Origin of the sequence: Streptomyces sp. NPDC046900 (assembly GCF_040644975.1) — a bacterium.
Lineage (GTDB): Bacteria > Actinomycetota > Actinomycetes > Streptomycetales > Streptomycetaceae > Streptomyces.
The window spans coordinates 1-21,959 of record NZ_JBEYXD010000111.1 but is presented as its reverse complement, the minus strand read 5'-3'; the positions used below and the strand labels follow the sequence as shown (position 1 = coordinate 21,959).

The following is a 21,959-nucleotide window of genomic DNA, read 5'->3' as shown; positions in this document are numbered from 1 at the left end:
TACCCTGTTCCCGACCGCTCCCCTCGTCTTTTGGTGTGTGGGGGGTGTGGGTCTGGGGCCGGGCGCGGCCTCCCCCCGGCGGTGAGGATGGCCGCCGCCCAGGCGAACCGGGTGGCCTCGCGACGGATACGGCTCTCGGCGGCGAGAGGCGGACCGCGGCTGGGCCGCGGTGCCCGGCGCCACGGTCAGGAGGCGCGGTCAGGAGGCGCGGCGCTCCGGGTCGTGGTGGATCTCGACGCCGCCGGTGGCGCCGAAGGTCAGACGGCATGTGTCGGCGCGGTAGGTGGCCACGGACACCGCCGCGGTCCGGCCCTCGGCGTAGTAGCGGGTGGTGACGACGAGCACGGGCGCGCCGGGCAGCCGGTCGAGCTCCCTTGCGTCCTCGGCGCTGACCGAGCCGAGCTCCACGGCCTGGTCCTGACCCTCCAGCTCCAGGTGCTGCAGCTCGCGCAGCACGGCTCGTGCGCGCGCCGCGCCCGAGGGCGCGTCGATCGCGGACAGGTCGGGCACCGAGGAGTCCGGGATGTAGAGCAGCTCGGCGGCTACGGGCTGGCCGTGGGTGACGCGGGAGCGGCGCACTGTGCGCACCCGCTCGGAACGGCCGGTCTCCAGGAGATCGGCCACCGAGGCCGGCGGGACCGCGGCGGTGCAGTCCGCGGCCTGCCAGGCATCGCCGTCCGCACCCGGCCACATGTGCTGCTCGGAGTCGACGGCCACGCCCATGCGGGGCGGGGCGACGGTGGTGCCGACGCCGCGGCGCCGCTGCAGCCGGCCTTCCAGTTCCAGCTGCTCGAGGGCCTGGCGGAGCGTGGCACGGGCGACGCCGAAGCGGGCCGCGAGGTCCCGTTCGTTGGGCAGGATCTCGCCCACGGAGAACTCGGAGTCGAGTGCTTCGGTGAGTACGTTCTTGAGGTGCCAGTACTTAGGCTCCGGCACCGTTTCCAGCTGCGTGGTCCCCACCCTGTCCTCCGCAATCGCCGTGGCACGGCGGCGTTTTAGCGCCCTTGTTTATTAAAGGTTGTTGCACTTCTCTGCGACCATAGGGCGGCCCCCACCCTTGGTCAAGACCAATCCTCGATCCCTTACGCAGTGCACAGGCGCCGCGCCGCACAGCGTTCACACGGCGTTCGTGGTGGGTGACACGGATGAGACGCAGGCGAAGCCTTCGTCCACGGATGTCCATCGATGTCTCTGGATGTTCATCAACGGCGGTTCGGACGGCCGCCCAGCCCGGTGGCCGGAGGGCCGGCAGAGTGCTCGGGCCGGCCCGGCGAGGAACCCCTCGGCCGGAGCACGGCGTGCCGACACGCTCGGCGGATTCAATCCGGCAGTCTGCTGCGCGGGTTGAGGCACCGGGGCCGCGGTTTCACCGCTTCGGGGGCTACCGGCGGGTAGCCGTTGCTGACAAGCTGTCTACGACAGTGTCCGTCAGCCTGTCCCAGACGAGGAGCAGCACCATGACCGCCACGGTCTCCTTCACCGTCCCCTCTTCGCACGGCCCGCGGACCGTGACCGTCTCCTACGCGCGCGTGGGCACCGGTGAACCGCTTCTGCTGCTCCACGGCATCGGCCACCACCGTCAGGCCTGGGACCCGGTGGTGGACATCCTGGCGACCGAGCGCGACGTGATCGCGGTCGACCTTCCCGGCTTCGGCGCGTCCCCCGCCCTGCCCGACGGCCTCGCGTACGGCCTGTCCTCGGTGGTGCCGGCGCTCGGTTCGCTGTGCGAGGCGCTGGAGATCGACCGTCCGCACGTGGCGGGCAACTCCCTCGGCGGGCTGCTGGCCCTGGAGTTGGGCCGCGAGAAACGCGTACGGTCCGTCACCGCGCTCTCGCCCGCCGGTTTCTGGACCGAGGCCGAGCGGCGGTACGCGTTCGCGGTGCTCGCGGCGATGCGGCAGGCCGCACGGAGCATGCCGCCGCCGCTCGTGGAGCGGCTGTCGCGTTCGGCGGCCGGGCGCACGGTGCTGACGAGCACCATCTACGCACGTCCCGCCCGCCGTTCGCCCGAGGCCGTCGTCGCCGAGACGCTCGCGCTGGCCCGTGCCGAGGGGTTCGCCGACACGCTCCGCGCCGGAATTTCCGTCCAGTTCACGGACGACGTGCCCGGGCTCCCGGTCACCGTGGCGTGGGGCACCAAGGACCGGCTTCTGGTGCGCCGACAGGGCATCCGGGCCAAGCAGATCATTCCCAAGGCCCGGCTGGTGCGGCTGCCGGGTTGCGGGCACGTACCGATGAACGACGACCCGGCGCTGGTCGCGCGGGTCATCCTGGACGGGAGCCGCTGAGGGTCCCGGGCGCGCGCCCGTCGAGCGCCTGACGGTCAACGCGTTCTGGCCCACTGCCGGCTCCGGCGCCCACCAGCGCGTTTCCGGCGGCCCGCGCCGCCCCGTACGCCCCGGTGCCGGCGAACGGGACCCGCTGGCGCCGACGACGGGTCCGGGCCGGAGAAGAGAAGTGGTGCTCTTCGTTCCGCCGCGGCCCGGCGCACTCCCGTCGCCGGTATTCGCCTCGGCTCCGCGAACTGCGGTTCCACGGCGGTCAGTTGTTCACTTCTGGTTTCCGTTGCGCTGCGGCGCACCAGTAGTTGTGGCAGTGCCTATTGGCCGGAACCGTCCATTGGAGGCACCTTCATGTCACACCGTCCCTTCTCCGGCCGCCGCAGCGTCCTGCGCGGCTCCCTGGCCGCATCGGCGGCCCTCTCCCTTCCCACCGCGCTGGGCTCGGCACCGGCCTTCGCCCTGTCCGGGCGTCCGAAGGCGGGCTGGGGCGTCCAGGCAGGTGACGTGACCGCCCACTCCGGTCTCGTCTGGGTGCGCTCCGACCGCCCGGCCCGGATGATCGTCGAGACCTCCGCGACCGAGTCCTTCCGCAACCCGCACAGATGGCACGGCCCGCTGCTCGGCTCGGACACGGACTTCACGGGCACCACGCGGCTGCACGGGCTGCCTGCGGGCGAGCAGATCCACTACCGCGTGGTCCTGGCCGACCCGGACGACCCGCGTCGTACCGGAGAGCCTGTGACCGGCACCTTCCGCACGACGCCGCTCGGACGCCGTCACGGGGTGCGCTTCCTGTGGTCGGGCGACCTGGCGGGCCAGGGCTGGGGCATCAACCCGGACTTCGGCGGCTACACGATCTACAACGCCATGGCGAAGCTCGACCCCGACTTCTTCCTCTGCAGCGGCGACAACATCTACGCCGACGGTCCGATCACCGCCACCCAGGCGCTGCCCGACGGCAGCACCTGGCGGAACATCACCACCGAGGAGAAGTCGAAGGTCGCCGAGACCCTGGCCGAGTACCGCGGCAACTTCCGCTACAACCTGCTGGACGACAACCTCAGGCGGTTCAACGCCCAGGTGCCGTCGGTCATCCAGTGGGACGACCACGAGGTCCGCAACAACTGGTATCCGGGCGAGGTGATCACCTCCCTGGACCCCCGCTACGCCGAGAAGAGCATCGACGTCCTCGCGACCAGGGCCCGGCGCGCGTTCAGCGAGTACTTCCCCGTCTCCACCCTGCAGCCGGGCGACCGGCAGGGCCGGGTGTACCGGGTCATGCGGCACGGTCCCCTGCTGGACGTCTTCGTCCTCGACATGCGCACCTACCGCAACGCCAACTCGCCCGACAACCAGACCGTCGACCCGCAGGGCATCCTCGGGGCGGAGCAGCTGGAGTGGCTCAAGCGGGAGCTGGCCCGCTCGCGCGCGGTGTGGAAGGTGATCGCCGCGGACATGCCCCTCGGCCTGGTCGTACCGGACCCGACGGAGAACCAGCCCAACATCGAGGCGGTCGCCCAGGGCGACCCGGGTGCGCCGCTCGGCCGGGAGCTGCAGATCGCGGAGCTGCTGCGGTTCATCAAGCACCGGAAGATCACGGGCACCCTGTGGCTGACGGCGGACGTGCACCACACGTCGGCGCAGCACTACCAGCCCTCCCGTGCCGCGTTCACCGACTTCGAGCCGTTCTGGGAGTTCGTCTCGGGTCCGCTCAACGCCGGCGCCTTCCCGGCGAGCGCGCTCGACAACACGTTCGGCCCCGAGCGCGTGTTCGTGAAGGCGCCGACCGCCTCGAACGTCTCCCCCGCCGGCGGCTACCAGTTCTTCGGTGAGGTCGACATCGACGGGCACAGCGGGGAACTGATCGTCCGGCTGCGCGAGCAGGACGGGACCGTGCTGTTCACGCAGGTGCTCCAGCCGGGGCGCGTGGGGCAGTAACTCCCCCTTGTCCACAGGTGGTTCGGAACCGCCGGGCCGGCCCCGGCCGCGGCGGTTCCCGGTTCCGCGACCGGCCTCCGGCTCGCGTACCCTCGGTCACCACGCCGCGCACCGGAGTCATCCCCCGGTGCGCGGCGTGGGCCTGCCCCGGCACGTTGCGCGAGAGGCATCCCGGGCGGATTCGTTTGTCAAAAGAACAACAAAAAGGACAGAAGCATACTTTACTCATCAGACACAAAGCGTTCGTGATCACGCAACACCCTTCCTTCACAGTGGTTGCATGACTCCGGATATGTCTGATGTGACACGAGCGAAGCACGGCCGGCCGGTGCACCACTGGCGACGGGACGTCATCGAACTGGCGGCCCTGTTCACGGCGGTCGCCGTGGCGGACGTGACCGCCAACCTCGTCGGGCACGGACCCGACGGCCCCGCCCTGCTGGCGCTGTCGGCGGCGGGACTGGCCGTCACGGCCGGGTTCCACACATGGTGGGCACGCCGCCACGGGCATGCCCCGCCCACACGTGATACCGGTGCCCGGACGCTCCCCGAAGGGCAGCGAACCGGGCCGTCCGGGACCGGCACCGACGGCGGCACGACCACGCTGTGGCGGATGCGCACCACGGTGCGGGACGAGCCGGGCGCGCTGGCCTCGCTGTGCACGGCGCTGGCCGGGCTGCGGATCGACATCCTCAGTCTGCAGACGCACCCGCTGGCGCAGGGCACGGTCGACGAGTTCTTGCTGCGGGCCCCCGCGGAGCGGGAGGCGACCGAGATCACCCGCGCCGTCTCCTCGGCCGGGGGCACCGAGAGCTGGATCGAGCGGGCCGACGCGCACGACCTGGTGGACGCCCCCACCCGGATCCTGGGCCTGGCCACGCGCACCGCGCTGGACGCGGCCGAGCTCCCGCTGGCACTGAGGCAGTTGCTCGGCCGCTGCACCATCCGCTCGCTGCCCGCCGTCTCCCCCGGCTCGGGACGGGCGGAGCACGACGCTCCGGTCGAGGGCGCCCTCGAGGACACGGTGATGCGGCTACGGGCACCGGAAGGCGGAGTGATCACTGTGGAGCGGCCGTATCTGCCCTTCACCCCGACGGAGTTCGCCCGGGCACGGGCCCTGGTCGAGCTCGACGCACGGCTCGGCCCGCGCATCCCGCGCAGCCGGGACGTGCTGACGCTGCCCGAGGGCGACGCCATCACCGTGCGGCGGGCCGACACCTCCGACCTGCAGGCGGCGAAGGAGATGCACGCCCGCTGCTCGGCGCGCACCCTCGGCATGCGCTACCACGGGCCGGTCGGCGACGCGGACCGCTACCTCAGGCATCTGCTCAGCCCGCGGTTCGGCCGCACCCTCGCGGTGCAGACGGCCTCGGGCCGCGTCGTCGGGCTCGGACACCTTCTGTGGGACGGGGACGAGACGGAGGTCGCGCTGCTCGTCGAGGACGAGTGGCAGCGGCGCGGTATCGGCACCGAGCTCCTCGGGCGTCTGGTGGCGATGGCGGTCGAGGCGGGCTGCGAGAACGTCTACGCGGTCACCCAGGCGTCCAACACGGGCATGGTCGCCGCGATGCGCGGCCTCGGCCTGCCCCTCGACTACCAGATCGAGGAGGGCACCCTCGTCATCACCGCCCGGCTGGACGCGACTCCGGTGGTCTCGCGTCTGCCGTACGGCCTCACACATGAGCCCCACGGCATGCGGGACGTACGGGACTGACGGCCCGCCCGTGGAACACACGACGGTGACGGCCCGGCGCACTCCGCCGGGCCGTCCGGCGTAACGGGACCCGGACGACCGGCTCCGCACCTCCGCGGCCGACCGTCCCACCTCGGCCGGACCACCGCTGCCGAGGGAGCGTTCACCCAACGGAGGCCGGACCACCGGCCCGCACCACCCCAGTCACTCGACCGCCCACCGCACCGCGGCCCGACCACCGATCGCCCCACCGCAGCAGAACAACCGGTGACCCCCAGCCGGCCGGCTCCCCGGCCTACCGCGCCGCGACCTCCTCCTGCCGCCAACGGTCCAGGGCGCGCTCCGCTCCCAGAGCCATGTCGAGATCGGTCCACAGGTCCTCGGCGTCCTCCAGGCCCACCGACAGCCGCAGCAGCCGGTCGCTCACCCCGGCGTCCCAGCGGTCCGTCTCCTCGACGATGCGGTGGCTGATGGACGCCGGGTGCTGGATCAGGGTGTCGACACTGCCGAGGCTGACGGCGGGAGTGATCAGACGGACCCCGGCGATCACCGCGTGGGGATCGCCGTGCACTTCGAAAGCGATCATCGCGCCGCCGATCCGCGGGTAGTGGACGCGGGCCACCCGCGGGTCCGCGGCGAGCCGGCGGGCCAGTTCGGCGGCGGTGGACGACGCGGCCTGCACCCGCACCGGCAGTGTGGACAGACCGCGCAGCAGCAGATAGCCGGCGAGCGGGTGGAGCACGGCGCCCGTCGCGAAGCGCACCTGGCGCAGCCGACGCGCCAGTTCCTCGTCGCAGGCCACCACCCCGCCCATCACATCGCCGTGCCCGCCCAGGTACTTCGTGGCACTGTGCAGGACCAGGCGCGCTCCCTGCTCGGCGGGGCGCTGGAGCACGGGTGTCGCGAAGGTGTTGTCCACCAGGAGCGGTACGGACCCGCAGGCGTGGGCGACCGCGCGCAGGTCGACTTCCGCGAGCGTCGGGTTGGCCGGGGACTCGACCATGACCAGACCGGTGTCGGGGCGCAGGGCGTCCTCGATGCCGGCCGGATCCGTCCAGGTCACCTCCGAGCCGAGCAGCCCGGCGGTCAGCAGATGGTCGCTGCAGCCGTAGAGCGGGCGCACCGCGACGACATGGCGCAGACCCAGCGCGTTCCGGGCGAGCAGGACGGCGCTGAGCGCCGCCATGCCGCTCGCGAACGCGACCGCGCTCTCGGTGTTCTCGAGCCGGGCGAGCGCGGACTCGAACCGGGTCACGGTGGGGTTGCCGAGCCGCCCGTAGACGGGCGGGCCCGCGAGCTCCGCGCCGTCGGCGGCGAAGGCGTCGATACGGGCGGCCTCGCCGCGGCTGTCGCGGGAGGGATAGGTCGTGGAGAGGTCGAGGGGCGGCGCGTGCAACCCCAGCTCGGCGAGGTCCTCACGTCCGGCGTGCACGGCCTCGGTGGCGAGTGCCCGGCGAGCGGGCGAGTCGCCGGTGGGACATCCGTCCTGAGCGTCATGAGTCCGGGAATCCATGGACGGCAGACTGAACAAAGCCCGTGGTCGCGGCCGAGAAGCCCGTGTTACGTTCGGCGAATGGCCGATTCCGTCGTACTGGACCCGGTGGATCTCCACCTTCTGAGGTTGTTGCAGAACGACGCCCGGACGACCTACCGCGACCTCGCGGCCCAGGTGGGGGTCGCGCCGTCGACCTGTCTGGACCGGGTGACGAGGCTGCGCCGCTCGGGGGTGATCCTCGGCCACCAACTGCGGCTCGACCCGGCGAAGCTGGGGCGCGGCCTGGAAGCTCTGCTGTCGGTGCAGGTCAGACCCCACCGGCGGGAGCTGGTGGGTCCCTTCGTGGAGCGGATCCGGGTGCTGCCCGAGTCCCGCACGGTCTTCCACCTCACCGGGCCCGACGACTACCTCGTGCATGTCGCGGTCGCGGACATGTCCGACCTGCAGCGGCTGGTTCTCGACGAGTTCACGGCGCGGCGGGAGGTGGCGCGGGTCGAGACCCGGCTGATCTTCCAGCAGTGGGACTGCGGCCCCCTGCTGCCTCCCGGCCATGCCGTGCCGAAACCTTCCGGCACGACGTAAGCCGAGCGCGGAAACCCCGTGACGCGGACCACGTCGCCGTATCAGGATTGTCCGCATGTCAGACACCACCAGCAGCCCCCTGCCCCGGGAGGTCGCCGACGCCTACGTCGACGCCCTCGTCGCCCTCGACCCCGTCACCGGCACCTATCTCGGGGTGAAGGAGAGTTCGAGCAGATTGCCCGACACCTCGCCCGCGGGCCAGGAGGCACTCGCCGAGCTGGCGCGGGAGACCCTCGCGCGACTCGACGAGGCCGAGCGCCGCCCCGGCGCCGACAGCGACATCGAGCGCCGCTGCGCGCGCCTGCTGCGCGAGCGGCTCATCGCCCAACTCGCCGTCCACGAGGCCGACGAGGCCCTCAGGACGGTGAGCAACCTGCACAGCCCGGTGCACTCCGTGCGTGACGTCTTCACGATCACTCCCACCGCGACGGACGAGGACTGGGCGGCGATCGCCGAGCGACTGCGCGCCGTCCCCGCCGCGCTGCGCGGCTACCGCGAGTGCCTCGCCCTCGGCCTGGAGCGCAAGCTGTACGGGGGCCCGGGCCCGGCCGCGACGTTCATCGAACAGCTCACCGAGTGGTCGGACACGGACGGCAAGGGCCGGGGCTGGTTCGAGGACTTCGCGTCCCAGGGCCCGGAGGCGCTGCGCGCGGAGCTGGACGAGGCGGCGCGTACGGCGACCGCGGCCGTCGTGGAACTGCGAGACTGGATGCGGGACGTGTACGCGCCGGCGATCGAGGGCGCGCCGGACACGGTCGGCCGCGAGCGCTACGCCCGCTGGGCTCGCTACTTCAACGGTACGGACCTGGACCTCGACGAGGCGTACGCGTACGGCTGGTCCGAGTACCACCGCCTCCTCGGCGAGATGAAGAAGGAGGCGGAAAAGGTTCTGCCCGGCGCCGAGACCCCGTGGGTCGCGCTGGCGCACCTCGACGAGAACGGCACCCGCATCGAGGGCGTCGACGAGGTCCGCGAGTGGCTCCAGGGCCTGATGGACGAGGCGATCGAGGCGCTGGACGGCACCCACTTCGAACTGGCCGAGCGGGTGCGCAGGGTGGAGGCCCGCATCGCCCCGCCCGGCGGCGCCGCGGCCCCGTACTACACGGCTCCCTCCCAGGACTTCTCGCGTCCCGGCAGGACCTGGCTGCCCACCATGGGCCAGACCGGCTTCCCGGTGTACGACCTGGTCTCGACCTGGTACCACGAAGGTGTCCCCGGCCACCATCTTCAGCTGGCCCAGTGGGTGCACGTGGCCGAGAACCTCTCCCGCTACCAGGCGACGGTGGGCATCGTCAGTGCCAACGCGGAGGGGTGGGCCCTGTACGCGGAGCGCCTCATGGACGAGCTGGGCTTCCTCACCGACCCGGAGCGCCGGCTCGGCTATCTGGACGCCCAGATGATGCGCGCGGTCCGCGTCATCATCGACATCGGCATGCATCTCGAGCTGGAGATCCCGGCCGAGTCGCCGTTCCACCCGGGAGAGCGCTGGACGCCGGAGCTGGCCCAGGAGTTCTTCGGCTCGCACAGCAGCCGTCCGGCGGACTTCGTGGAGAGCGAGCTGATCCGCTACCTCTCGATGCCGGGCCAGGCGATCGGCTACAAGCTGGGCGAACGCGCCTGGCTTCTGGGCCGCGAGAACGCACGGCGACGCCACGGCGACGGGTTCGACGCGAAGGCCTGGCACATGGCCGCGCTCTCGCAGGGCTCGCTGGGTCTGGACGACCTGGTGGAGGAACTGTCCGGGCTGTGACAACGGAAGACGGCGGGGCCCGGATCGTCGCTCCGGGCCCCGCCGTCAGCGCCGGAAGCCGCCCTCCGAGTCGATGACCTGTCCGGTGATCCAGGCCGCCTCGTCCGTGGCGAGCCAGGCGATGAGGCGTGCGGGGTCGTCCGGCATCCCCCAGCGCCCGGCCGGGAAGCGCTCGGCGACGGCCTGGTACGCCGCACCGGTCAGGTAGTTCGTGTCCACGGGACCGGGGTTGACCGTGTTGACGGTGATGGCGTGCTCCGCCAGTGCGCTCGACAGAGAAGGCGTGATCGAGGCTAGGGCGCCCTTCTGCAGGGCGTACGCGATCTCGCCCGGCATGCCGCCCGCGATGTCCTGCCCCGAGGTCATCATCACCCCCCGCCCACCGGCACCGCCGCCGGGCAGTCCGGCGCGCAGCCGGGCGTACGCCTGGATCAGGAGCAGTACCGAGCGGGTGTCCACGGCCCAATGGGCGTCCAGCATGGCGGCGTCGAGGGTGTCGAGCGTGCCGTCGCTGCCGCTGAGGGCGTGGTTGGCGACGAGGATGTCGATCCGTCCGCCGAGCGCTTCGGCGGCCCTCGCGATCAGTTCGGCGGGGGCGGCCGGGTCGGACAGATCGGCCGGTCCGTGGGCCACGGGCGCCTCGGGGTCGCCGAGCGCGGCACGCACCTGGGCGACGACGTCCTCGGGACGGTCGGCGCCCCAGGGCATCTCCGCGTCGTGCGGCACGTGGTGGTGCAGATAGACGCCGGCCCCGTACGCGGCGAGCCGGCGGGCGACCGCGAGGCCGATGCCCGCGCGGCGGCTGGCCCCGGTGACGAGGGCGGTCCGGCCGCGCAGGGGCAGGGGGTCGCGGCGGAGGCCTTCGGGAATGGAGTACGCGGCAGGCGGCATGACCGCATGATGCGCATGGGAAGAGGGGGTACGCACTCGATTTGCGGCGTACCCGGCCTCCGTCAGTCGCCCGTCCTGCGCACCTGCACGAGCCCCATCCACACCTCCGGACCCGGTTCCACGTACGCCGCCCGCACCGCGTACCGCCCCGGGGCGAGCGTCACACGAAGGTGCTCGGTGTGCTCGGACTCGCCCCCGGGCCAGGCCGCGTCGAACAGCCGGACGTCACCCGGCACGTCCCACTGCACCTCGGGCTGCCACTCGGCCGTCCGCAGCGCCTCGGGCACCCGGTCGAGCAGCGCGGACTCGGAGTCCGCGGCGCACCACCGCACGAACGTGCCATGCTCCGGCAGGAAGGCGGTGGAGGCGGGCTCGTCGCCGAGGACCAGGGCACGGGTGTCACCGACCGGCAGCAGACCGATGTAGCCCTCGACCTCACATGCCCGGTCGTAGTCGGAGGACGTCTCGTCGCCGTCGGCGCCCGCCCAGAACGGCAGCACCGCCTCCGGTACCAGGATGAGCGGTCCCCCGCCCGACTCCACCCACTCGACCGTTCCTTGATCCGCGTATCTGGCCATGCCCAGAAGCTACACGCACGAGGCGTACCGGAGGGACAGCTTCCGGCCGATCAGCAGCCGCAGTTCGCCGCTTCCGCGGGTGCCGTCAGCGGGTCGGCGGCGCGGCGTTCCGGGCCTTCACCGGTCTGGAACCCGAAGCCCTCCCGCACCCAGTACTCGAAACCGCCGAGCATCTCCTTGACCTGGAAACCGAGTTCGGCCAGGGCGAGTGCCGCACGGGTCGCTCCGTTGCAGCCGGGGCCCCAGCAGTACGTGACGACCGGCACGGACTTGTCGAGGAGCTGCTCGGCCTGCTCCGGGACGAGCGCGGTCGGCAGATGGACGGCGCCGGGGATGTGGCCCTGGTCCCAGGCCGCGGTGGAGCGTGAGTCGAGGAGGACGAAGCCCGGGTCGGCGCCGGCGGACAGTGCGGCGGCGACGTCGGACACATCGGTGTGGAAGGCGAGGCGCGCCCGGAAGTGGGCGGCGGCCGTGGCCGGGGCGGCCGGGGGCACACGCAGGACGGGGTTGACGGACGTCGTGTCCATGGTCATCGTCGGGCCTTTCCCTGGATGTTCTCGACGTCCCGAAATCTACGGTCGCCGATCGCCTCCCTGAAGGTGCGATCGACGGCAGCCCTCTTGAGCCGCCGGGGATTCCCCTGCTATCACTCGGGAATGACCGCGTATTCCCCGGACGCCACCGACTGGCGCATCCTCGACGTCCTCCAGCGCGAAGGCCGCGCCAGCTATGCCGAGCTGGCGCGTGCCGTCTCCATGTCCCCGAGCGCGGTCACCGAACGGGTCAGGCGGCTGGAGGAGGCAGGTGTCATCCAGGGGTACGCGGCGGTCGTCGACCCGGAGCGCCTGGGTCTGCCCATCCTGGCGTTCGTCCGGCTGAGATACCCGAACGGCAACTACAAGCCGTTCCACGACCTGGTGGCCGCGACCCCCGAGATCCTGGAGGCGCACCACGTCACCGGCGACGACTGCTTCGTCATCAAGGTGACGGCACGTTCGATGCGGCATCTGGAGGAGGTGTCGGGCAGGATCGGTGCGCTCGGCTCGGTGACGACGAGCGTGGTGTACTCCTCGCCCCTCCCCCGCCGCCCCCTCGGCCGCTGAGCCGCGTCAGCCGGCTCCCCGCTGCCGCAGCACCGATCCCGTCCTGCCCTTCACGACCTCCAGGCGGGCGTGGATGCGCCGTCTCAGGTCCGCGACATGGCTGACGATGCCCACGCTGCGGTCCCGTTCACGCAGCGAGTCCAGGACGTCGAGGACCTCGTCCAGGGTCTGGTCGTCGAGACTGCCGAACCCCTCGTCGATGAAGAGCGTGTCGAGGCGGATCCCGCCGGCCTCGTCGGTGACGACGTCGGCGAGGCCGAGGGCAAGCGCCAGAGAGGCGAAGAACGTCTCTCCGCCGGAGAGGGTCGCCGTGTCGCGCTCGCGCCCGGTCCACGCGTCGACGACATGCAGTCCGAGGCCGCTCCGGCCGCGACCGGAGCGATCGTCGGAGTGGACCAGGGTGTAGCGGCCCGAGGACATGCGCCGCAGTCGTACGGTCGCTGCGGCGGCCACCTGTTCGAGGCGGGCGGCGAGCACATACGACTCCAGGCGCATCTTGCGCTCGTTGTCGGCGGAGGTGCCGCCCGCCAGGGACGCCAGCCGGGCCACCCGGTCGTACTGCCGGCGCAGAGGCGCGAGACGCCGGACGGACGCGGTGGCCCGTACCGACAACCGGTCGAGTTCCGCGCAGCGGCGGGCCGCCGCGTCCTGGGCGGAGGCGGCGTCCTGGAGCCGGCGGGCCGCGGCCTCGGCGGCACGCTCGGCACCGTGCAGGTCGGCGGGCGGCTGCTGGGCGGCGGCCACCGTCTCGAGCTCGGCGAGTACCGCCCGCACGGCCGCCTCCTCCTGCTGCCAGACGTCGAGCCGCCGTTGCAGTTCGCGGTGGGCCGCGTCGTCGAGGAGGGCGTCGGCCGCGGCCTGCGGGGTCTCGAACCCGGCGCGGAAAGCGGCGTCGGCGAGCCGTCCCTCGGCGTCCTTGAGCCGGTGGGCGCTGTCCTCGGCGGCGCGCGCGGCGTCGGCGGCCTCGGTGAGCAGTGCGGCGGTGCGTTCCAGCTGCGCCGAACGCGCCACGACGCTTCCCGCGTCACCCCGGGCCCGGGTCAACTCATCTTCCAGCGCTGCCCGTTCACGATCCAGTGCGTCGCGGCGGGAGAGCCGGGCCGCCCCGCGCAGGGCCGCCTGCTGCCGGTCCGCGATGCGCCGTTCCCGCTCCTGCTCCGCCCGCCTCAGCTCCTCCTGTGCGGCGTGCAGCTGCGCCGCGCCGGCCCGCGCGGCGCGCAGGAGCCGCTCGAGGTCGTCGGCCTCCTCGGCCAGCCGGGCTGTCGGAGCGTCGCCCGCCTCGGCGGTCGCGGCGGCCAGTGCCTCCCGTACGACGCCGAGCCGCCGTTCGTCCTCGGCGCGCTCCTCGTCGGCCTGCCGGTGGGCGGCAAGGGCCCGCTCCTCCGCCTCCCGGCCGACGTGCCCGGCGACCTTCCGCGCGGGCGCGGGGTGTTCCACGGCGCCGCAGACGGCGCAGGGCTCGCCGTCCACGAGGCCGGCGGCGAGCTCCGCCGCTATGCCCTTCAGGCGCCGTTCCTTGAGGTCGAGCCAGTGCTCGTGCGCCTTCAGCGCGCGTTCGCGGGAGGACAGGGCGCGGGCCTGTGCCGCTTCGGTGTCCCGGGCCAGCTCGTCGCGCATCCGGGCGGCGTTCAGCCGCCTCTGCGCGGGCTCGCGCTGCACTGCGAGCTGCTCGGCCCGGGTGGCATCCTGCTGTGCGGCGTCGATCCGGCTCTGCAGGTCCGTCCGGATCTCCTCCCAGCCGCCCAGCCAGTCCTCGGCCTCCTGAAGCACGGCCTCATCGGCGTGCTCCTCACGGTCCAGTTCCGTCCGCTCCGCGGCGAGCCCGGCCACCCGCTCTTCGGCACGGCGGGCCGACTCCAGACCGCCGAGCTCCTCGGCGGCCCGGCGCGCGGCGGCGGCGAGTCCGGCCACGCCGGACTCCGCGAACGTCGCCGGGAGCTGGGCACGCAGGCGCGCCTCCGCTGCGGCAGCGCCCCGGTGCTCGCTCTCCGCGCGCTCGCACAGGTCCAGCGCGGGAGCCACTGCCTCCGCCTTGCGGCTGCGCTCCATGCGGGTCTGCGCCGCGCGGTGGGCCTCGGCCCGCTCCTCGAGCAGCGCCGCACGCTCCCGGGCCTCGGCGAACCTGCGCTGGAGTCGCGCCCGTTCGCGGACATCGTCGAGGAGGCGCTCAGCCGTGGCGCGCGCGGATTCAGCGGCCGTACGCGCGCAGTGTGCGACGGTGAGCCGTTCACGCGCCGTGCTCCGGGCGACGGCGGCCCAGCTCAGCAGGGCGTCGGCGAGCCCGGGGTCGCCGGGGGCGAGGTCCGGCAGGGGGAGTGCGTCACCGGCCGCCTGCTGCATCCGGTGCGCGTCGGCGAGCAGCGCGGTGTCCCCGTCCCGTACTTCGGCCTCCGCCGCCCGGCGCCGCTCGGCCAGGCGTTTTTCGACCTCGGCGAAGCGGTGGGTGTCGAACAGCCGGCCGAGCAATTTCGCCCTGGCCTCGGCGTCGGCGCGCAGGAACCGGGCGAAGTCGCCCTGGGGCAGCAGGACGACCTGGCAGAACTGCTCGCGGCTCATCCCCAGCAGCTGGGTGATCTCCTCGCCGATCTCCTGGTGGGAGCGGCTGAGGCTCTTCCAGGCGCCGGCCGCGGAGTCGTACTCGCGCAGCCAGGTCTGGGCCTTGTCGGTCGTCGTGCCGGTGCCGCGCTTCTTGGGGCGCTCCCACGGCGGCTGCCGGGTGATCTCCAAGCGGCGTCCGGCGACGGTGAGTTCGAGCCGGACCTCGGTGCGCGTCTGCGCGGCGGCGTGGTCGCTGCGCAGGTTCAGGCCCTGGCTGCTCTGCCGGGCGCCGGGTACGGCCCCGTACAGGGCGTAGCACACGGCGTCCAGGACGGAGGTCTTGCCGGCGCCCGTCGGTCCGTGCAGCAGGAACAGCCCGGCGGCGGACAGTTCGTCGAAGTCGACCTGTTGGGTGCCTCCGAAGGGGCCGAAGGCGGTGATGTCGAGCCGGTGCAGCCTCACAGGGCTCCCTCCGTGTCCCGTGAACGCATGGTCACCGGGCGGCCTCCAGGACCGCCTCGTCGGCGCGCACCGCGTCGAACGCGTCCCGCAGGACGGACCGTTCGTGCTCGTCGGGCCCCGCCCCGCGCACATGCAGCACGAAGTCCTCCGCGACCTCCTGGTCGGAGCGGTCGGCCAGCCGCCGGGCATACGAGACGCCGGACGCCTCGGACACGCGCTCGGGTTCGAAGACGAGGCTGAGCGTGTGCGGGAAGCGCTCGGTCAGCCGGGCCATGGGCTCGGTGGGCCGCACCGGATCGGTGAGGGTGGCCTCCACCCATGCCTGCTCGTGGCCCGCCAGTCCGGGGTCCGCGAGCAGGTCCTCCAGGCGTCCCCGGATCCGTGCCAGGCGGCGCGGTACCGGGCAGGCCACGCGCTCCGCCGTGACCGAGCCGTCCGCGCCCAGGTCGACGAGCCACATGCTCTTGTGGTGGCCGGCCTCGGAGAAGGAATACGCCAGCGGGGAACCGGAATAGCGGACCCGCTCGGTGATGGTCTGACTGCCGTGGAGATGGCCGAGGGCCGCGTAGTCCACTCCGTGGAAGACGCCGGCGGGTACCGCGGCGACCCCGCCGACCGTGATGTCCCGCTCGCTGTCGCTGGGTTCGCCGCCGGTGACGAAGGCGTGGGCAAGGACGACGGAACGGGTGCCGCGTGCGCGCCTGGCGAGATCGGCGCGGACCCGGTCCATGGCGGCGGCGAGCACCGCCTCGTGTGCCGCCTTCTCGACCCCGAACTCGTCCTTCACCAGCGCGGGTTCGAGGTACGGAAGGCCGTAGAAGGCCACATCGCCGTGGGCGTCGGCGAGTACGACCGGTGTGCCGCAGGCTGCCGGGTCCGTCCGCAGATGGATGCCCGCGCGGCCGATGAGCCCCGCGCCGACGCCCAGACGACGGCCCGAGTCGTGGTTGCCGGAGATCATCACCGTGGGCACGCCGAGCTCCGCGAGGCGGTGCAGGGCGTCGTCGAACAGTTCGACGGCGGCCAGCGGCGGCACCGCGCGGTCGTACACGTCCCCCGACACGACCACCGCGTCCACGCCGCGCTCACGCACGGTCGCGACGAGATGCCCGATGAACTCGGCCTGGGCGTCGAGCAGGTTCACCCGGTGGAACGCCCGGCCCAGATGCCAGTCGGAAGTGTGCAGCAGCCTCATGATCCCCGAGACTAACGGCCGGGTCTGACATCACGGGCGGTTACTCCCGTATCGGCCCGCATCAGGGCCGACCGTGCGTCGGACGCCGGGCCCGTCACCCGTCCCCGTACGCCTCTCCGCCGAGTTCGAATCCGGCCGTACCCGCGGTGACGTCCGCGAGCCAGGCCCGGAAGGCCTCCACGTCCGAGTCCGGCAGCCCGATCTCGATCGTGACCACCTCCCCGTAGCGCACGTCCCGCACATCACGGCCGGTCGCCCGCAGGTCGTTCTCCACCTTGCCCGCGCGCTGGTGGTCGACCGTCACCGTGGCGAGCCGGAACCGGCGGCGGGTGACCGTGCCGAGCGCGTCGAGGGCCTCGCCCACGGCTCCCCCGTACGCCCTGATGAGCCCGCCCGCGCCGAGTTTCACCCCGCCGTAGTAGCGGGTCACGACGGCCACCACGTACCGCATGTCGCGGCGCAGCAGCATCTGGAGCATGGGGACGCCCGCGGTGCCGCCCGGTTCGCCGTCGTCACTCGCCTTCTGCACAGCGGCGTCGGCTCCGACGACGTACGCGTAGCAGTTGTGCGTGGCGTCGGCATGCTCCTTGCGGACACCCGCGATGAAGTCCTGGGCCTCCTGCTCGGAGGCGGCCGGTGCGAGGGCGCACAGGAAGCGGGAGCGGTTGACCTCTGTCTCGTGCACGCCCGCGCGGGCGACTGTGCGGTACTCCTCCTGCATCGGCCCAGCGTATGCGGCCGCCCACCCGCTTGCCGCACGGGGGCCCGGGCCCGGTCGAGGGACCGGGCCGGTACGCCGCGCTCCGCCTTATGGTCCCGGCTCCCCTTCGGGCGTTCGCCGCCGTTTCCGGGGCAGATGATCACATAGTGGATACGCGCTCGTCGTTGTCCGCACGCCCCGGGTACTGGCGGGCCCGGGTCCATGCCGCGGCCCGTGGGGCCGCCCCGAACGATCCAGGGAGAGCGAAGCATGCCCGGCACCCAGGTGGAGAGCCCGGACGCCGCCGGACCCGCCCATCCGCGGCCCTCCGCCGCCAAGGCCCACTGGCGGGCCTGGCTCCTGGACGGTCTGAGCGAGCGTACGGCCCGGCACCCGGGTCCGCACGCCGCCTCGGACGACGGGCACAAGGGCCACCACTGGTGGCGGGTCATGTGCCTGACCGGTGTGGACTACTTCTCCACCCTGGGCTACCAGCCCGGTATCGCCGCGCTGGCGGCCGGGCTCCTGTCACCGCTGGCGACGCTGGTCCTGATCGCGCTGACCCTCTTCGGCGCCCTCCCCGTCTACCGCCGGGTGGCGCATGAGAGTCCGCACGGCGAGGGGTCCATCGCCATGCTGGAGCGGCTGCTGCCGTGGTGGGCGGGGAAGCTCCTCGTCCTCGTCCTCCTCGGCTGCGCGGCCACCGACTTCATGATCACGATCACCCTGTCGGCCGCGGACGCCGCAGCGCACGTCGTCGAGAATCCCTTCGCACCGCACTGGACGGAGGGTGGGAACACCTGGATCACCCTCCTTCTGCTCGCCGCGCTCGGCGGTGTCTTCCTGAAGGGGTTCAAGGAGGCCATCGGCATCGCCGTGGCACTGGTGGCCACCTATCTCGCCCTCAACGTCGTCGTGCTCGCGGTCTCCGCCTGGGAGGTGCTGAGCCATCCGGTGCGGATCGGTGACTGGGCGCACGCGATGACCGCCGAGCACCCTTCGCCGCTCGCGACGGCCGCAGTGGCGCTGCTCGTCTTCCCGAAACTTGCGCTCGGCATGTCCGGCTTCGAGACGGGCGTGGCAGTGATGCCACAGGTCAAGGGCGATCCCACGGACACCTACGCGGACCCCGCCGGTCCGGGGCCATGCCGTAGCGCGGCGGATAGCGCGGCACCACTGGACCGAGGGCGATCCGTTCAGCCACCTGCTGCGCTTCCTTGTCTTCGGGGACGGCGAAGTCGCCCCGGTCACGCGCGAGGTGCTGTGCCGCGCCGAGCCCGACCCGGAGCGCAGGCCCCGGATCCATGTCGGTCAGCCCCTGCTACCCGCCCTGCTTCCCGCCCCTCGGCACGGTCACGTCCGTCAGGAGTGCCGCGCCCGGGGCGAGGGCGTCCCAGCTGACGCCGTGCCAGGCGAGTACGGCGATGGCGGAGGTGGGGAACTTGGCGCGGACCCGGTCCAGGGTGTCGTCGAGGCCGTCCCCGGCGAGTGCCAGAACCAGCTCCGCCAGTCCCGGATTGTGACCGATCACCAGCAGGGTCTCTACGGATGCGGGTACGTCGCGTACGGCCTGAAGCAGGTCGGGCACATCGGCGGCGTACAGCTGCGGGTCCAGTCGCACCGGTGGTGGAGTGCCCCACTGGGCCGAGGCGAACTCCCAGGTCTGCCGGGCCCGGACGGCGGTCGAGCACAGTGCGAGGTCGGGCAGCCAGTCCCCTTCGGCGAGCGCCCGTCCGGCGGCCGGGGCGTCCCGGCGGCCGCGCGGCGCGAGTGGCCGCTCGTGGTCGTCGACCCCGGCGGGCCAATCGGACTTGGCGTGCCGCAGCACGACGAGTCTGCGCAGCGGGCGGTCATCGGAGTGGCCGTTCACGCCTGGGCCCCGATCTCACGGGCGAGGCCCAGACCCAGCAACCGGTCGGCGTAGGCGTATGTCTCGAAGCGCGCACCGTCCGGCACGTCGTCGGCGCTCTCCACCCGGCGCAGCACATCGAGGACGGCCGGCATGTCGAGATCGTCCTCCCAGGCTGCGCGCAACGCGTCCCGTACCTGCGGGGGGATGGGTTTCGAGGGGCGGGTCGACCAGCCCGCGACGGCCTTCCGCCAGTGCGCGAGCGTGTCGCGCGCCTCGCCGAGGACGGCCGCATCGAGCTGCACGGGCTCCCGGCGCGCACGGGCGAGCAGGGCGAGGCGAACCGCCGACGGCTCGCCGGCCTCGTAGGACCCGGTCGCCGGAGCCACCTCGACGTGTACTCCGTCGGGAGCCGTGCCCCGCGCGCCGAGGACGTGCAGGACCCGTCCGACGCCGGGCGCGTCGGGCTCCGCGGGCCGGATGGCGAAGTCCTCGACGCGTGCGCGGAGTCCGGCGGGCAGCGCGGCGACCGTGACCACGGGTGTTCCGCTCAGTTCCAGGGCCCGGGCCAGCGTGTCGGCCACCAGCAGCACCCGCAGGGCGGAGGTGTCGGCGCCGGCCGTGTGCGCCTGGACGCGGACCAGGCCCGGACGGATCTCGGTGGGCTCGCCGCTGCGGGCGTCGATGATTCGGAGCACGGAGCGAGCGTAGGCGGCCGACGGCCCCGGCGCAGCGAAGCGGGGGCCGTTCCGGACACACGTGCCCCGTCGCGGCACCGCATCGGTGCGCTGTCCTGCTCGGCGTTTCCGCCGACTGGCGCCGACGGTATGGCCCTGCAGGAGGAACCGGCGAAACCGCCGCCCGGCGGAGCGGGTGTGCCGCCGAGTGGCTGTTTACCATCGGCCGCGGAAGGCAAGACATGCTCGGAATCACCCCGGCAATCACTCGGCCCGGCCACTCCGGAGGATCACTCTTCAGGCTGGCACAAGGTGCCGAAAGGTAAAGGCCATGAACGGTGCGCAGGAGACAGGAGCGGCCGTCGAAAAGACGACGGCAAAAGTGGAGTTCCGCGGCCCGCGGCCGACTCCCCACTCCCGCCGTTGTCCTGCGTCCGGGTGGGGCGAGCCCAGGAGTGTCAGCCGGTTCATGGTCCGCTGGAATCCCCCGGTGAACGGGTCTCGCGCCATCCCGCGGATGAATGAGGCGAACGGGGATTCGACTGTCCGGCCGACGCCTGGCCGGGCCATATAGAAGGCCTGCGCCTGGACGGCACGTCAGCATCCGGATGTGTTCGCCCCCTGGCGGGAGCGCCCCGGCCGCTGGGTGCCGGCGCCGGCAGCCCGTTTTCGCCACGCCAAACGAATCGTCCGCCACCGTCCGAGCCGAAAAGAGGAATTATGGTGTTGTCTGCCCTCCTGGGAGCCGCCGACCCGCCACAACTCCTCCCCGCGCGCGAGCAGATGGCGTTCACCCTGGGCTTCCACATCATTCTGGTGCCCTTCGGTGTCGCCTTCACTTTCATGATGCTGTTCTGTCAGTACTGGGCGCTCCGCCGCGACGATCAGCAGGCGCTGCTCCTGGCGCAGCGGTGGTCCAAAGTGGCCGCCGTACTGTTCGCCGTGGGGGCCGTGACCGGCACGGTGCTGACTTTCGAGATGGGGCTGCTCTGGCCCGGACTCATGAACAGATACGGGTCGGCGTTCGGGTTTCCCTTTGCCATCGAAGGGCTCTTTTTCTTCCTCGAAGCCATCTTCATGGCCATCTACATCTACGGCTGGAAGAGGCTTCCACCGTGGCCGCACTTCTTCACCGGTGTGGTGGTCACCCTGGCGGGCGTCGGCGGGACGGCCTCCGTCATCGCGGCCAACAGCTGGATGAACCAGCCTGCGGGGGTCGTGGTGAAGAACGGGCGTGTGGTGGACGTGATCCCGTCCAGGGTCTTCTTCAACGGCGCGTTCTGGTGGGAAATGGTGCACATGCTCCTCGCGGCGTACATCGTCGCGGGGTTCACGGTGGCGGGGGTGTACGCCTGGGGCCTGCTCAAGGGACGTCGGGACCGCTATCACCGGCTCGGGTTCCTCGTCCCCTTCACGGTCGCCGCGATCGCCATGCCGCTGCAGTTCATCGTCGGGGACACCATCGCCCGCCAGGTGTTCGACAGGGAACCAGCGAAGTTCGCCGCCATCGAGATGGTGCCGACCACCGGCGATCACGTTGCGGAGACCGTCGGCGGCGTCTATATCGACGGCAAGGTGCGCTACGGCATCCCGCTGCCCGACGTGGCCTCGATCCTCGCCGGTTTCCGCCCCTCCACCACGATCAAGGGGTTCGACGCGATCCCGGCCGCCGTACGCCCCACGGACGCCGTGGTCAGCGTCGTACATCTCGCCTTCGACGTCATGGTCGGCACCGCCTCACTCCTGCTCCTGCTGTCCCTTTGGTTCGGCTGGCTGTGGTGGCGGCGGCGCGAGGTGCCGATGAACCGCTGGTTCCTGCGCAGTTCGGCCATCGCCGGTCTGGTCGCGCTGGTGTCCCTGGAGAGCGGCTGGGTGGTGACCGAGGTCGGGCGCCAGCCCTGGACCGTCGTGGGGCTCTTGCTGACGAGGGACGCGGTCGCCACGCAAGGCAATCTGTGGCCCCTCTTCGCGACGGTCCTCGCGATCTATGCCTGCGTCGGCGCCGGCGCCTTGTACGTCCTGCGCACCATGGGCCGCCGGTGGTCCCGGGAAGGTACCGACGCCGTCGCGGTCCCGTACGGCCCCGAACCGACGCCGGCGATGAACGGGCGCACCACCGGAGCTGATGACACATGAGTTCCCTGAGTCGACCTCTATGCCGCGAGAGGCTCGTCGGTGGGCGTGTTGATCTTGTTGTTGGCCTGGTGGATCACGGGGTCGTAGCAG

At 72.3% G+C, this 21,959-nt stretch carries 17 protein-coding genes and 1 pseudogene; 8 read left to right on the top strand and 10 right to left on the bottom strand.

What is annotated here, in order from left to right; translation table 11 throughout:
* Nucleotides 1-198: 198 nt before the first annotated feature.
* Nucleotides 199-960: a GntR family transcriptional regulator gene (locus tag ABZ904_RS45210; RefSeq protein ID WP_359391232.1), complete on the bottom strand. Its 762-nt coding sequence runs from the start codon at nt 958-960 to the stop codon at nt 199-201.
* A 497-nt stretch (nt 961-1,457) separates the two neighbouring features.
* Here ABZ904_RS45210 and ABZ904_RS45205 point away from each other — a divergent pair, with 497 nt between their 5' ends.
* From ABZ904_RS45205 to ABZ904_RS45195, 3 genes are all read left to right on the top strand, one after another.
* On the top strand, nt 1,458-2,288 hold the full coding sequence (locus ABZ904_RS45205) for an alpha/beta fold hydrolase (RefSeq protein ID WP_359391230.1): 831 nt from the start codon (nt 1,458-1,460) through the stop codon (nt 2,286-2,288).
* Nucleotides 2,289-2,633: 345 nt separating this feature from the next.
* Nucleotides 2,634-4,220: an alkaline phosphatase D family protein gene (locus ABZ904_RS45200; protein WP_361000266.1), complete on the top strand. Its 1,587-nt coding sequence runs from the start codon at nt 2,634-2,636 to the stop codon at nt 4,218-4,220.
* Between the two features lie 280 nt (nt 4,221-4,500).
* Nucleotides 4,501-5,934 (top strand): GNAT family N-acetyltransferase, encoded by a 1,434-nt coding sequence (locus ABZ904_RS45195; RefSeq protein ID WP_359391227.1) that lies wholly within the window; start codon nt 4,501-4,503, stop codon nt 5,932-5,934.
* A gap of 274 nt (nt 5,935-6,208) precedes the next feature.
* Here ABZ904_RS45195 and ABZ904_RS45190 read toward each other — a convergent pair whose 3' ends face one another.
* Nucleotides 6,209-7,426 carry a PLP-dependent transferase gene (locus ABZ904_RS45190; RefSeq protein ID WP_361000263.1) on the bottom strand — a complete coding sequence of 406 codons (1,218 nt, stop codon included), beginning with the start codon at nt 7,424-7,426 and terminating at the stop codon, nt 6,209-6,211.
* Nucleotides 7,427-7,486: 60 nt separating this feature from the next.
* Between ABZ904_RS45190 and ABZ904_RS45185 the strand changes: the two genes are divergently transcribed.
* The gene (locus ABZ904_RS45185; RefSeq protein WP_359391222.1) at nt 7,487-7,990 is read left to right on the top strand and encodes an Lrp/AsnC family transcriptional regulator; all 504 of its coding nucleotides are present in this window, start codon (nt 7,487-7,489) and stop codon (nt 7,988-7,990) included.
* Between the two features lie 55 nt (nt 7,991-8,045).
* Nucleotides 8,046-9,740 (top strand): DUF885 domain-containing protein, encoded by a 1,695-nt coding sequence (locus tag ABZ904_RS45180; RefSeq protein ID WP_359391220.1) that lies wholly within the window; start codon nt 8,046-8,048, stop codon nt 9,738-9,740.
* A 45-nt stretch (nt 9,741-9,785) separates the two neighbouring features.
* Here ABZ904_RS45180 and ABZ904_RS45175 read toward each other — a convergent pair whose 3' ends face one another.
* From ABZ904_RS45175 to ABZ904_RS45165, 3 genes are all read right to left on the bottom strand, one after another.
* Nucleotides 9,786-10,631 (bottom strand): SDR family oxidoreductase, encoded by an 846-nt coding sequence (locus tag ABZ904_RS45175; protein WP_361829963.1) that lies wholly within the window; start codon nt 10,629-10,631, stop codon nt 9,786-9,788.
* Between the two features lie 62 nt (nt 10,632-10,693).
* A complete protein-coding gene (locus tag ABZ904_RS45170; protein ID WP_359391216.1) occupies nt 10,694-11,209 on the bottom strand; it encodes an immunity 21 family protein in 516 nt (171 codons plus the stop codon).
* 50 nt (nt 11,210-11,259) lie between these two features.
* Nucleotides 11,260-11,742, bottom strand: coding sequence for a rhodanese-like domain-containing protein (locus ABZ904_RS45165; protein ID WP_359391213.1), 483 nt, complete (start codon nt 11,740-11,742; stop codon nt 11,260-11,262).
* A gap of 123 nt (nt 11,743-11,865) precedes the next feature.
* Between ABZ904_RS45165 and ABZ904_RS45160 the strand changes: the two genes are divergently transcribed.
* A complete protein-coding gene (locus tag ABZ904_RS45160) occupies nt 11,866-12,312 on the top strand; it encodes an Lrp/AsnC family transcriptional regulator (RefSeq protein WP_359391211.1) in 447 nt (148 codons plus the stop codon).
* A gap of 6 nt (nt 12,313-12,318) precedes the next feature.
* On the opposite strand, the gene ABZ904_RS45155 is transcribed toward ABZ904_RS45160, so the two are convergent.
* The 3 genes from ABZ904_RS45155 to ABZ904_RS45145 form a co-directional block, all read right to left on the bottom strand.
* Complete coding sequence (locus ABZ904_RS45155; RefSeq protein ID WP_361829960.1) at nt 12,319-15,312, bottom strand: SMC family ATPase; 2,994 nt, start codon at nt 15,310-15,312, stop codon at nt 12,319-12,321.
* Between the two features lie 31 nt (nt 15,313-15,343).
* Complete coding sequence (locus ABZ904_RS45150) at nt 15,344-16,507, bottom strand: exonuclease SbcCD subunit D (protein ID WP_361829958.1); 1,164 nt, start codon at nt 16,505-16,507, stop codon at nt 15,344-15,346.
* A gap of 94 nt (nt 16,508-16,601) precedes the next feature.
* Nucleotides 16,602-17,228, bottom strand: a complete 627-nt coding sequence (locus tag ABZ904_RS45145) for a YigZ family protein (RefSeq protein WP_359391204.1) — start codon at nt 17,226-17,228, stop codon at nt 16,602-16,604.
* 249 nt (nt 17,229-17,477) lie between these two features.
* On the opposite strand from ABZ904_RS45145, the pseudogene ABZ904_RS45140 reads away from it, so the two are divergent.
* Nucleotides 17,478-18,338: pseudogene (locus ABZ904_RS45140) on the top strand (amino acid transporter); the annotation flags it as partial.
* Between the two features lie 190 nt (nt 18,339-18,528).
* Here ABZ904_RS45140 and ABZ904_RS45135 read toward each other — a convergent pair.
* Together ABZ904_RS45135 and ABZ904_RS45130 are read right to left on the bottom strand one after the other, a co-directional pair.
* Entirely contained in the window at nt 18,529-19,077 is a 549-nt protein-coding gene (locus tag ABZ904_RS45135) for a histidine phosphatase family protein (protein WP_359391202.1), read from the bottom strand.
* Complete coding sequence (locus ABZ904_RS45130; protein ID WP_359391199.1) at nt 19,074-19,754, bottom strand: hypothetical protein; 681 nt, start codon at nt 19,752-19,754, stop codon at nt 19,074-19,076. Before ABZ904_RS45130 ends, ABZ904_RS45135 begins: the two co-directional genes overlap by 4 nt.
* 705 nt (nt 19,755-20,459) lie before the next feature.
* Here ABZ904_RS45130 and ABZ904_RS45125 point away from each other — a divergent pair.
* Entirely contained in the window at nt 20,460-21,869 is a 1,410-nt protein-coding gene (locus ABZ904_RS45125; RefSeq protein ID WP_361829955.1) for a cytochrome ubiquinol oxidase subunit I, read from the top strand.
* The last annotated feature ends 90 nt before the right edge of the window (nt 21,870-21,959 follow it).

Coding starts and splice junctions, on each gene's coding strand:
- ABZ904_RS45205 (WP_359391230.1), top strand. CDS start 1,458: ATGACCGCCACGGTCTCCTTCACCGTCCCCTCTTCGCACGGCCCGCGG.
- ABZ904_RS45195 (WP_359391227.1), top strand. CDS start 4,501: ATGACTCCGGATATGTCTGATGTGACACGAGCGAAGCACGGCCGGCCG.
- ABZ904_RS45175 (WP_361829963.1), bottom strand. CDS start 10,631: ATGCCGCCTGCCGCGTACTCCATTCCCGAAGGCCTCCGCCGCGACCCC.
- ABZ904_RS45165 (WP_359391213.1), bottom strand. CDS start 11,742: ATGACCATGGACACGACGTCCGTCAACCCCGTCCTGCGTGTGCCCCCG.
- ABZ904_RS45190 (WP_361000263.1), bottom strand. CDS start 7,426: ATGGATTCCCGGACTCATGACGCTCAGGACGGATGTCCCACCGGCGAC.
- ABZ904_RS45145 (WP_359391204.1), bottom strand. CDS start 17,228: ATGCAGGAGGAGTACCGCACAGTCGCCCGCGCGGGCGTGCACGAGACA.
- ABZ904_RS45185 (WP_359391222.1), top strand. CDS start 7,487: ATGGCCGATTCCGTCGTACTGGACCCGGTGGATCTCCACCTTCTGAGG.
- ABZ904_RS45150 (WP_361829958.1), bottom strand. CDS start 16,507: ATGAGGCTGCTGCACACTTCCGACTGGCATCTGGGCCGGGCGTTCCAC.
- ABZ904_RS45180 (WP_359391220.1), top strand. CDS start 8,046: ATGTCAGACACCACCAGCAGCCCCCTGCCCCGGGAGGTCGCCGACGCC.
- ABZ904_RS45170 (WP_359391216.1), bottom strand. CDS start 11,209: ATGGCCAGATACGCGGATCAAGGAACGGTCGAGTGGGTGGAGTCGGGC.
- ABZ904_RS45200 (WP_361000266.1), top strand. CDS start 2,634: ATGTCACACCGTCCCTTCTCCGGCCGCCGCAGCGTCCTGCGCGGCTCC.
- ABZ904_RS45160 (WP_359391211.1), top strand. CDS start 11,866: ATGACCGCGTATTCCCCGGACGCCACCGACTGGCGCATCCTCGACGTC.